The sequence below is a fragment of the Clostridium sp. genome (assembly GCF_016650035.1).
GTDB lineage: Bacteria > Bacillota > Clostridia > Clostridiales > Clostridiaceae > Clostridium_AD.
This window is the reverse complement of sequence record NZ_JAENWM010000101.1, coordinates 1-12,459: the sequence shown is the minus strand read 5'-3', so window position 1 is coordinate 12,459 and position 12,459 is coordinate 1. Positions and strand designations below refer to the sequence as shown.

Below are 12,459 nucleotides of genomic sequence, written 5' to 3'. Positions count from 1 at the left end.
TAAAACATGTCTCTAGGAGGGATTTTTCAAATTTTTACAGACTTGTCAAGCGTTTTATGCAGAAAAAATGGGGGAATCAACAAAAATTAATGATACTAGAAATGAGTAATCATAGGAGCTAATGAGTTTCCGTGAAAGCTCGGACCTTATAAGGGAGGATTAAGGTTTCATCCTTCAGTTAACCTTAGTATTATTAAATTTCTTGGTTTTGAACAAACATTAAAAAACTCACTAACAGGGCTACCAATTGGAGGTGCTAAGGGTGGAAGTGATTTTAATCCTAAGGGTAAGTCTAATAGGGAAGTAATGAGATTTTGTCAAAGCTTTATGACTGAACTTTCAAAGTATATTGGACCTGATGTAGATGTACCTGCTGGTGATATTGGTGTTGGTGGCCGTGAGATTGGTTTTCTGTTCGGTCAATATGCAAGACTTACAAACGAATTTACAGGAGTATTAACAGGCAAAGGAATACATTATGGTGGAAGTCTTGCGAGAACGGAAGCAACTGGATATGGAATGTGTTATTTTGTTGAAGAAATGCTTAAAGCCACTCGGAATTCTTTTGAAAATAAAACAGCTGTAATTTCTGGTTCAGGAAATGTTGCTATATACGGAGCTGAAAAGGCTATACATCTAGGGGCAAATGTAGTCGCATTAAGTGATTCTAATGGATATATATATGATGCTACTGGAATTAATTTAGATACAGTTAAGAAAATTAAAGAAGTTAATAGAGAAAGAATAAGCGAATATGTTAAATATCATCCACAAGCAGAATATCATGAAGGTTGTTCTGGAATTTGGACAATAAAGTGTGATATTGCACTTCCGTGTGCTACTCAGAACGAAATAGATGAAATTTCAGCGAAAGCTCTTGTGGCAAATGGATGTATTGCAGTTGGGGAAGGTGCAAATATGCCTTCAACACCAGAAGCAATTGAGGTATTCTTAAAGAATAAAATTCTTTTTGCACCTGCCAAAGCAGCAAATGCAGGGGGAGTTGCTACATCAGCTCTTGAAATGTCACAGAATAGCATGAGATACCCATGGACATTTGAAGAAGTAGATGTTCAATTAAAGGGTATAATGGTAGATATATATGCAAAGGTAAGTAATGCAGCAAAAGAATATGGATTTGAAGGTAATTTGGTTGCTGGAGCTAATATTGCTGGATTTATTAAAGTGGCAAATTCTATGTATTCCGAAGGAATAGCTTAGTTGAATTTAATATCTTATCTAAAAACAATTTAATGATGATATAAAACTGCTCAACCCTTAAGAAGGTTGGGCTTTTTAGTCCTAGGAGTCTATTCAACCCGATCATTTTCGAATTTAAATTGACTTTTCTGTGTTTTCAGTATAGTATATAAGAAAGAGAATAATTAGTTTAAAATTACTGTTTTATTTATATATATGCCTAAAGCATTAACGTAAAAAAAACCCAGTAAATGAATATCATTTACTGGTTTTTTTTGTTTTTTTAAAAGATATCTAGATACATCAACAAATGGAAACAAGCTTTAATTCATTTATTAAATTTAAGGAGTGATTTTATGACATTGGATGAAAAAATAATTGAACTGAAGGAAGAAATAATTGAAGGTGTACAAAAGTGTGTAACTATTAAAAGTGTAGAAGAAGAGCCAAAAGAGAATATGCCTTTTGGAGAAGGAGTTCAAAGAGCATTAGAATACAGTTTAAAACTTTCTAAGAATTTAGGGTTTAAAACTGTAAATCTAGATAACATGATAGCATATGCAGAGTATGGTGAAGGGGTGGAAATGATAGCAGTACTTGGGCATTTAGATGTAGTTCCAGAGGGCAACGGATGGACATATCCCCCTTATGGAGGAGAAATACATGATGGAAAGATATATGGAAGAGGAACTACTGATGATAAAGGACCTATTATAGGGGGATTATATGCACTAAAGGCAATCAAAGATCTAAATTTACCTCTTAAAAAAAGAGTAAGAATAATATTCGGATTAAATGAAGAAACTGGCAGCAGGTGTGTAAAGCATTACATAGAAAAAGGTGGGGAAATGCCTTCAGCAGGATTTACACCAGATGCTGAGTATCCAATTATAAATGGGGAAAAAGGAATAGTTACAAGCAGTTACAATAGGAGCTTAAATCAGGAGGGGGAATATATTCTTAAATCAATTAAAGGAGGTATTGCACCTAATGTAGTTCCAGAATACGTAGAAGCAAAAATAAAAGTACCTACGGCTATGATAAATAAAGTGAAAAATTTAGCAGAAGGTGTAGTGGAAATAGGAATAGAGGAGAAAGAAGGTCTTTTATTAATTAAAAGCTTTGGAATTTCTGCTCATGGAAGTAGACCGGAAGAGGGCAAAAATGCAATAAGCCATCTACTACTATTTTTGGGGAAATTAGATTTTATAGGTGATGTTAAAGAGTTTATAGCTTTCATGAATAAAAATATAGGGTTAGATACAGAAGGAAGAAATCTAGGTATATATTTACAAGATGAAATGTCGGGTAAATTTGTGTTTAACTTAGGAGTGTTATTAGCAAACGAAAAAGAAGTAAATATTTCTATTAATATGAGATACCCTGTGACCAAAAAATACGAAGATTTTAAACAGATTTTTGAAAATAGAATGACGGAAGGTAAAATGAAAGAAGTGTCCACAAGACATAAGAAAAGTCTTTATGTGTCACCTGATAGTAAGTTTATAAAACAATTGCAAAAAGTTTATGAAGAAAAGGTAGGAGAAAAAGCTGAACTAATATCCATAGGTGGTGGAACTTATGCAAAAAGCATGGAAAATATAGTAGCTTTTGGACCTATATTTAAAGGACAACCTATGGTTGAACATAAACCAAATGAGTATATAGAAATAGATTCACTAATAAAAAATGTTCAGATAATGGCAGCAGCTATCTATGAATTAGCAAATTAATTATGTTAACTAAATTTTAGGGGGGAAAATAAATGATTACAAATGGATTTACTTATGTTGCATTTCTTCTATTCTTCGCAGGTATGATTGTACTTGCAGAAAAAAAATCAAAGTCAAAACTTTTCAATTATATTCCTGCTATAGTACTGCTGTATTTTACAGCAATGTTGCTTTCAACTTTTGGTATGTGGGAGAAAAATGATTCAATAACTGCAGTTTATAAAGCGTTAAAGGGTAATTTGCTTCCGGCAATGATATTCCTAATGCTTTTAAGATGTGATATGAGGAAAATATTAAAATTAGGACCTAAAATGTTACTAGGATTTTTTGCAGCAACTTTAAGTATAATGTTAGGATTTATAGTGACATATGCAATTTTTAAAGGATTTTATGAAGTGGATACTTGGAAATCTTTTGCAGCGCTTGCAGGAAGTTGGATAGGTGGTACTGGAAATATGGTAGCTGTGCAAGGTGCGCTTAATATACCTGATTCAAAACTTGGATACGCTCTGCTTATGGATTCTGTAAACTACTCTGTATGGGTAATGTTTCTATTGTGGTTAGTTTCATTTGCCCCTAAATTTAACAAATGGACAAAATCTGATACATCACTAATAGACGAAATAGGGGAAAAATTAAATGCAGATAAAGAAAGTATAAGTAAAGAAATACAATTTGTAGATTTGATGGTATTACTTGGATTAAGTTTATTTGTTTCTGCAATAGCTCAAAATTTGGGTGGTATGCTTCCACAAACTGTATTTTTGACAGGAACAACATGGACAGTTCTCATAGCTACTTTAGTGGGAGTAATACTTGCAATGACACCAGTTGCAAAAATACCTGGTTCCACACAGTTGGCTAATATAATGCTTTACCTAATAGTTGCGCTTATAGCATCTAGAGCAAATTTTGCAGAACTAACACAGGCACCAATTTATATAATTTCAGGGTTTTGTATACTTGCGGTACATTTTATAATTTCAGTTTTAGCCGCTAAAATATTTAAACTAGACTTATTTACCATAGGAGTCGCAAGTCTTGCAAATATAGGAGGAGTTGCTTCAGCACCAATATTAGCTGGGGCATATAGTGAAGCATTAGTACCTATAGGGATTTTGATGGGACTTATGGGGTATATTGTAGGAACAGGAGCGGCACTTGTGGTAGGTAAAATACTTTCTATTATGTGATAAATATACAACTAAAACAAATTAGCTTATAAAATAAGTTAATATAATGTATAATATCCTTTGAGGTGGTTTATATGTATAACAAAAATACAATATATGTAGTTGGTAATGCTAAAACCAATACAGAGAATGCTATAACTAATAAGTTCAGTTCATTTTTTATAGGGTTTGTGGTAGATGTAGAGACAGATACAATAATTGATTTAAGCTGTTCATCCACAATAAGAACTACAGATGATTTTATAAAAACACTTTTGATGGGAAGAAGCTTGAAAGTATTTGATCAAGATTTAGAAGATGAAGTAAAAAAAAGATATCATGGTTCATCTCAAAGGGCTATTGTAGTCGCTTATAAAGATGGTGTAAAAAAATACAATGAAGTGAAATTAAGATGTTTTTAAAATTTACTGCTTTGTTCAAAGTGAATGGGATTATACCTATTTAAAAGTGAATGAAACCCAGTAAAGGCAAACCTTTGGTTATGCTTTTTCTGGGTTTTTATTATATGAAATTTAAGGAGGAATTAACATGAAAATAATTGATATAAAAATAGGACGGATATCTGTCCCTCTTAGAACACCATTTAAAACTGCTGTAAGAACTGTTAATAGTGTAGAGGATATTATAGTAGAAGTTCATACTGATACTGGGAATATAGGTTTTGGAGAAGCACCACCTACGGGAGTTATAACAGGTGATACCGCAGGAGCTATAATAGGAGCTATAGAAGATCATATAAAGAAGAGTATGGTAGGACTAAAAATAGAAAATTTCGAAGAGATAATGTTGAAACTAAATAGCTGTATTCTAAAAAACACTAGTGCAAAGGCAGCAGTGGATATGGCACTATATGATTTATATGGCCAGTTATATGGAGCACCTTTATATAAGCTGTTAGGTGGATATAGAAAAGAAATAACAACAGATATAACCATAAGTGTAAATACTCCAGAAGAAATGGCAAGGGATAGTTTAGATGCTATAAATAGAGGATACAATACTCTTAAAATAAAAGTGGGGAAAGATTCAGCACGGGATATGGAAAGAATGAAAGCAATAAGGCAAGCAGTAGGTTATAATGTTAATCTTAGAATTGATGCAAATCAAGGTTGGAAGCCAAAGGAAGCTGTAAATATATTAAGAAAAATGGAGGACGCAGGGCTACAAATAGAGTTTGTAGAACAACCAGTCTCAGCACATGATATAGATGGATTAAAATTTGTTACAGATAATATATATATACCAGTTTTGGCAGATGAAAGTGTGTTTTCTCCTATGGATGCAATAAATATTTTACAGAGGAGAGCAGCAGATTTTGTAAATATAAAACTTATGAAAACAGGCGGAATATATAATGCTCTTAAAATATGCTCTTTAGCAGAAATGTATGGGGTTGAATGCATGATAGGCTGTATGTTAGAAGCAAAGGTAAGTGTAACTGCAGCTGTTCATTTAGCTTGTGCAAAGAGTATTATTACTAAAATTGATTTAGATGGTCCTGTTCTATGCAAAGAGGATCCTATAATCGGAGGAGCAATATTTAATGAATCTAAAATAATACTTACAGATGAACCAGGACTGGGTATAAAATCTATAAATTATTCAAGAGCACCAGTTTCTAGTTTTTATTAAGAAATATATGAAATTAAAAAAGTTTTTTATTTTAGGTTATCTTACTGAATTGTAAGATAACCTTTTTTTATTTTGTAGCTTATAATGCACTGTTATGGTAAAATTAACTAAAAAAATAAATGAATATTAAATTTCATCATAAAACTCACACAAAAAGGGTTTTTTAAAAAAAATTCGAATATAAGTAATAAGTATAAAAAATATTTATAAAGGGAGGTCAATGATATGAAAAAAGATAATACTCTGAATTCTGCTAAAAAAGTTTTAAAGTCAACAGCAGAAAAAGTTATAAAATCAACTGAAGAAACAGCAGAAGGTGCAAGGAAAATAGCTTCTGATATTGTTACAAAAGGAAATGTGCAAAAGACATTTGATGCACTAAAAAATTCTGCTAAAAATGTTAAAGCAAAAGCTACAAGAACAACAAATGTTGCAAAAAAAACAGTAGATAAAAAAGTGGATGTTGCATTCTACGTTCAATATCAGGGCAAAGAGGTTTCAAAAGGAACAATTCTAGAAAAAGTTTATGAAGAATGGGTAAAATCCCATAAACCCTCAGAAATCAAAACCTTAGAGGTGTATTTAAAGGTTGAAGAAGATACAGCCTATTGTCTTATAAATGGGGAGATTAGCATAGATCTTAAATTATCTTAATATGAGTTCATAAATATAATAGAAGGCTTATGGCCTTTTATTATATTTATGTTTTTTTGTAAACTTATTTAGTGTGTTTACTTTTTGATATAAATATTAATATTTTAATATATAATATTGGTAATATATTTAGATAATATCGTAAGTATTAATAGGGAAAATAGATTATAATGATATTATTATAAATCTAAATTAAGGGGGAATGGGAAAAATGAGAAGTGATTCAGTAAAAAAAGGTATTCAGCAGGCACCACATAGATCTCTCCTTAATGCGCTTGGAATGACAGAGGAAGAAGTTAAAAGACCACTAATAGGTATTGTTAGTTCTTATAATGAAATTGTACCAGGGCATATGAACTTAGATAAAATAGTGGAGGCAGTAAAACTTGGCGTTGCCATGGCAGGGGGAACTCCTATTGTATTCCCAGCCATAGCAGTATGTGACGGTATTGCCATGGGACATCAAGGAATGAAATACTCACTTGCAACTAGGGAGCTAATTGCAGACTCTACAGAAGCGATGGCAATGGCACATGCCTTTGATGCACTAGTAATGGTGCCAAACTGTGATAAAAACGTACCAGGGCTTTTGATGGCAGCGGCAAGAGTTAATATTCCAACAATATTTGTAAGTGGGGGACCAATGCTTGCAGGGAAAATCGGTAGAAAGAAAACAAGCCTATCTTCCGTGTTTGAGGCAGTAGGTGCATATTCAGCATCTAAAATGTCATTGGAGGAAGTACAAGAATATGAAATGAAAGCATGTCCAACTTGTGGATCATGTTCAGGTATGTTCACAGCTAATAGTATGAACTGCCTAACAGAAGCTTTAGGAATGGGACTTAAAGGTAACGGAACCATACCGGCTGTTTATTCAGCAAGAATACGGCTGGCAAAACATGCTGGAATGCAAATCATGGAGCTACTCAAAAAAGATATTAAGCCTAGAGACATTATGACAAAAGACGCATTTATGAACGCACTTACCATAGACATGGCACTTGGCTGCAGTACAAACAGTATGCTTCATTTACCAGCCATTGCTCATGAAGTAGGAATTGAACTTAATCTTGACATTGCAAATGAAATCAGTGCAAAGACCCCTAACCTTTGTCATCTAGCGCCAGCTGGAGAAGCATACATGGAAGATCTTGATGAGGCAGGAGGAGTATATGCTGTTATGAATGAGCTCGACAAAAAAGGTCTACTGAAAACAGATATTATTACCTGTACAGGTAAAACAGTATTAGAAAATATTGCTGGTTGCATCAACACGAATAAGGATATTATTAGACCTATTGAAAATCCATTTAGCGAGACAGGCGGAATCGCAGTGCTTAAAGGCAATTTGGCACCAGACTCCTGCGTTGTAAAACGCTCTGCAGTGGTACCGGAAATGATGAAGCATCAAGGGCCAGCAAGAGTATTCGAATGCGAAGAAGATGCAAATACAGCAATCATGGGTGGTAAGATTGTAGCGGGAGATGTAGTAGTAATAAGATATGAAGGTCCTAAGGGTGGTCCAGGCATGAGAGAAATGCTCAACCCAACCTCTGCTATCATAGGAATGGGACTCGGCAGCACAGTAGCACTCATAACAGATGGACGCTTTAGTGGTGCATCAAGAGGCGCAGCAATAGGTCATGTATCACCGGAAGCTGCAGTAGGAGGAAATATAGCACTTGTTGAAGAGGGAGATACGATTGAAATAGATATTATGGCAAACACAATATACTTTGATGTATCAGAAGAAGAACTGACAACTAGAAGAGTAAATTGGAAACCAAGACAACCCAAAATTACAAGTGGTTATCTTGCACGTTATGCAGCCTTAGTAACATCTGGTAACAGAGGAGCAGTATTAGAAATACCTGGAAAATAAAAAAAGCAAATCCTATTAATAGGATTTGCTTTTTTTTATAAATGACTTATAATGTATATATTATAAGCGTTTGAGGTGGTGAACGGTGTGAATCTTCTGGACAATATAAATAAATTTGATATACAAAAATTTGAATGGGGGGAAATTTCATGGATACATGAACCAATCGACTCTCCTTATAGAAGACTTAGTGTGGCGCAAGTGAAAATTTATCCCGGATGTCAGCAAAAAAAACACTCGCATCTAGGAGAGGAGCAACTTTTTTACGTTGAAGAGGGACAAGGTATTTTTATTACAGATGGTAAAAAAGAAGATATGTGTAAATCCATGATTGTTTACTGTCCTCCCTATTCAGAGCATGAGGTATATAACATAGGGAAACAAGATTTAATTTTCTTAGTAACGTACGTGCCCATAAAATTAATTCAATTGGAAAACCACTACATGATTGTAATGGATAGAAATATGCAGGATATGATTCCTATAGAAATACTTAAAAATATTAAAGACCAATTGTCTGAGATTTTAAAAATTACAATTAATATTTACGATGAGAACAATAAACTTCTTACACAAGGAGACGATAAAAATAGCTTTTGCAAAATATGTACTTCACATCAACAGTGCTATAAAATGAAGTATGCTAGCGATAGCGTTGACCAATTATTTAATAAAATGTACAAATGTGAATATGGATTAACAGAAATAGAGGTGCCAATTACGTTAAATGACAATGTTTTTGGATATTTAAAGAGTGACAGCTTCATTCTGCAAAAATCCGAAGATATCAAGGAAAAGGTTTTTCAAATGGCACAAAAACTAGAAATAGAGGAGGATGTTATATTGACATCCTACGAACAAATCCCTGGCATAATTAAAAGCCGTATATATGTAATAGAAGAGTCTTTAACCATTGCAGCACAACTAATTCAAAAGATGTTAGAACGTAGTATTCTAGAACATGAACTTGTAGAAAAAGATAACGAAATATTGATAAGTACAAAAGAAAAAATACAGTTAAAAGATGCACTGAAAAAAGCCAATGTTAAAATGTATAACGAAAAAATATTTGCGGGAGGTATAAGCTTACAAAAGGACATCGTCTACCCATATGAACTAGAAATCATGCTAGAAGATGCTATCAAAGGACTTGATGTGAAAAAGATAGAAGAGGGCATTAATATCTACAGGAATATAGACACTCATAGCGACGGTATAGTGAAAGAAATGATTATTGTTTTATCCAGAACAGCTTTAAGAGGATTGGAAGATATACAAATCATATCACAGGTGAGAAAAAAATATGATAAATATCTGCAAAACATTGAAAAAGAAGACCCGTGGGAGATTTTAAAATATTTTTGCTTTGATTGCATTGAAGAGTATAAAAAAATTTTAAAAAGTAATGGAAGAAAACTTATAGATAATATTAACATGTATATTAATGTTCATTATAAGGAAGATTTAAACTTAAATCTAATTGCTGATTTATTTTTTATTAGTCCAAATTATTTAAGTTCTCTTTTTAATGAAAAAAACCATATATCATTTAGTAATTTTGTGCAAAATTTAAGAATTGAAGAAGCAAAGAAAATTTTAATGGCTACCAATATGAAAGTTAAAGATATTAGTAAGAAGGTGGGTTATAAAAACTACAGTTATTTTGTGAATTTATTTACAAAGAATGTAGGCATGACGCCCAATGCATATAGAGGGAAGGTTCGACCCTCAAATTAACAAATATTAACTAAATATGGGAGTATATTAATACTAAAAAAAGATAAAGATAAAATGTAGCAACATTCATTTGCTAATTTTATCTTTTGTATTTTATAGTATTTTATTTTTTGAATACACGGGTTAATAATTGAGATAAAATTGTCGTTATAGAGTGAATATTAAGATGATTTGCCTAAAAGTGGCACATTGTAAGTAGGTCAGCTGTTTTCTATTTAACGACGGGAGGAAAAATATTATGAGAAATCTAATGGAAAAATGGAATGGAATGAGTCTTGTAAAGCGAATAATTGTAGGCTTAATTGTTGGTATTATTCTGGCGGTAACGATTCCAGAACAAGCAAAATCAGTAGTCATTTTCGGTTCTTTATTTGTAGGTGCATTAAAAGCGATTGCACCTATCTTAGTATTTTTTTTGGTTATGTCAGCCATCTCTCAACATAGGAGTGGTCATAAAACCAATATGAAGTCCATTATTGGACTTTATCTTTTAGGAACATTCTTAGCAGCACTTGTTGCTGTTGTTGCTAGTTTTATGTTCCCGGTTACGTTAACACTTACAGCAGGTGTTGAGAATATTACACCTCCTGGAGGTGTGGTAGAAGTTCTCAGAACATTACTTCTTAACGTTGTTGATAACCCAGTAAAAGCACTTTTTAATGCCAATTATATCGGTATATTGTCTTGGGCATTACTTCTTGGATTTGCTTTAAAAAATGCGCCTGATACAACAAAAACAATGATTGCTAATTTCTCAGATGCATTAACTCAAATGGTTAGATGGGTCATAAACTTTGCACCACTCGGTATTATGGGTCTCGTATTTGAGGCTATTGCTACAAGTGGAATTGAGGCCTTACTCAGCTATGGAAAGTTGCTTGGAGTTCTGCTTGGTTGTATGGTCTTTATGGCTCTTGTTGTAAATCCAATCATTGTATATGTAAATATTCGTAAAAATCCATACCCACTTGTACTTAGGTGCTTGAGGGAAAGTGGTATTACAGCATTCTTTACACGTAGCTCAGCTGCAAATATTCCTGTAAATATGACATTGTGTGAAAAACTTGGATTGGATAAAGATACGTATACAGTTTCCATTCCATTAGGCGCTACCATAAATATGGCTGGTGCAGCTATTACCATTACTGTTTTAACTCTTGCCGCTGTTACTACACTAGGAATTAAAGTGGATATGGCTACTGCATTAATACTCAGCATACTTGCTGCTGTAAGTGCTTGTGGTGCTTCAGGTGTAGCTGGTGGGTCACTGCTCCTGATTCCTCTAGCAGCTAGTTTATTCGGGATTCCAAATGATATTGCTATGAAGGTAGTTGGTGTAGGTTTTATCGTAGGTGTTTTACAAGACTCTTTTGAAACAGGACTTAATTCATCTACAGATGCACTTTTCACAGCGACAGCTGAATTTGCGAAGTGGCGTAAAGAAGGAAAAGAAATTATCATAAATAAATATTAAACGAATTGTAAAATTTAATTAAAATTAATTAGATTGTTATAAAATTTAACAAGAACTTAATTAAGTAATAGAGAATAAAAAGATGGCTACCTATATTAATATATAGGTAGCCATCTTTTTAATTTAAGATTTAATAGGAGTAAATTGGAATATTAAAAGTTATATGGATAATATCTATGTTGTTTCATATCTAAAAATTGTATTGAAGAAACGCATTCCTGAAATCTGTGATTCAAAACCTTCCAATTTATATTTTCAATAAATGTAGAAATATATTTCCTTCTATCTGTTCCAAAATCCATAAAATATGCATGCTCATAAACGTCCATAATTAATATTGGACAAGAAAGCCAAACAGCACCAATATCGTGTGAATCACTTCCTATTATGTGCAATTTATTATCAATTAAATCAATGGTAAGAACTACCCAACCTCTCATGGATAATCCTACATTTGTAAGGTAAGATATAAAGTTATCATAAGAAGAAAATTGATTTATTATAGCATTTAGTAACGGACCATAAGGAATGTTATTTCCTTCCACTATGTTTTCAAAATAAAGATCATGAAGTTTTACACCATTAAGCGAATATGTCTCTCCAAGTTTTAAACTACGCATTCTAGACATAATAGAATTGCTATCAATGTAATCTGTTGGTATATAGTGAGTATTATATATTTCATTTAATTTGCTTACGTACCCTAAATATAATTTGTAATGATCATTGAGCTGTTTTATAGAAATACCATTGACTGATTTAAAATCAAAAGTTTCAGGCTTTAAATCGTACATAAATCACCTCTCTAAATATTATTGTGCACTCTCGGAAACTCTTAATGCATTGCTAACTCTTGATTCATTTTTGCTCAAAAATCAACTTCACCTCAGAATTTCTTCGTGCTATATATTGTACGGATAGCTTAGATAATCCAAGCTATTCGTAGCATTATCT

General features: G+C 32.8%; 9 protein-coding genes and 1 pseudogene. 9 read left to right on the top strand and 1 reads right to left on the bottom strand.

The window, feature by feature from the left end; all coding sequences use genetic code 11:
* Positions 1 to 138: 138 nt before the first annotated feature.
* The 9 genes and pseudogenes from gdhA to sstT form a co-directional block, all read left to right on the top strand.
* Positions 139 to 1,221: pseudogene (gdhA, locus tag JJD95_RS17510) on the top strand (NADP-specific glutamate dehydrogenase); the annotation flags it as partial.
* Between the two features lie 335 nt (positions 1,222 to 1,556).
* On the top strand, positions 1,557 to 2,933 hold the full coding sequence (pepV, locus tag JJD95_RS17505) for a dipeptidase PepV (RefSeq protein ID WP_291644380.1): 1,377 nt from the start codon (positions 1,557 to 1,559) through the stop codon (positions 2,931 to 2,933).
* 32 nt (positions 2,934 to 2,965) lie between these two features.
* Entirely contained in the window at positions 2,966 to 4,126 is a 1,161-nt protein-coding gene (locus tag JJD95_RS17500) for a DUF819 family protein (RefSeq protein WP_291644378.1), read from the top strand.
* A gap of 74 nt (positions 4,127 to 4,200) precedes the next feature.
* Complete coding sequence (locus JJD95_RS17495) at positions 4,201 to 4,527, top strand: DUF3870 domain-containing protein (RefSeq protein WP_291644376.1); 327 nt, start codon at positions 4,201 to 4,203, stop codon at positions 4,525 to 4,527.
* Between the two features lie 127 nt (positions 4,528 to 4,654).
* Entirely contained in the window at positions 4,655 to 5,758 is a 1,104-nt protein-coding gene (locus tag JJD95_RS17490; RefSeq protein WP_291644374.1) for a dipeptide epimerase, read from the top strand.
* A gap of 225 nt (positions 5,759 to 5,983) precedes the next feature.
* Entirely contained in the window at positions 5,984 to 6,412 is a 429-nt protein-coding gene (locus JJD95_RS17485; RefSeq protein WP_291644372.1) for a DUF6465 family protein, read from the top strand.
* 211 nt (positions 6,413 to 6,623) lie between these two features.
* Complete coding sequence (gene ilvD, locus JJD95_RS17480) at positions 6,624 to 8,294, top strand: dihydroxy-acid dehydratase (RefSeq protein ID WP_291644370.1); 1,671 nt, start codon at positions 6,624 to 6,626, stop codon at positions 8,292 to 8,294.
* 87 nt (positions 8,295 to 8,381) lie between these two features.
* Positions 8,382 to 10,031 (top strand): helix-turn-helix domain-containing protein, encoded by a 1,650-nt coding sequence (locus tag JJD95_RS17475; protein ID WP_291644367.1) that lies wholly within the window; start codon positions 8,382 to 8,384, stop codon positions 10,029 to 10,031.
* Positions 10,032 to 10,269: 238 nt separating this feature from the next.
* Positions 10,270 to 11,505 carry a serine/threonine transporter SstT gene (sstT, locus tag JJD95_RS17470; protein WP_291644365.1) on the top strand — a complete coding sequence of 412 codons (1,236 nt, stop codon included), beginning with the start codon at positions 10,270 to 10,272 and terminating at the stop codon, positions 11,503 to 11,505.
* A gap of 152 nt (positions 11,506 to 11,657) precedes the next feature.
* On the opposite strand, the gene JJD95_RS17465 is transcribed toward sstT, so the two are convergent.
* Positions 11,658 to 12,299 (bottom strand): superoxide dismutase, encoded by a 642-nt coding sequence (locus tag JJD95_RS17465; protein WP_291644363.1) that lies wholly within the window; start codon positions 12,297 to 12,299, stop codon positions 11,658 to 11,660.
* Positions 12,300 to 12,459 lie beyond the last annotated feature (160 nt).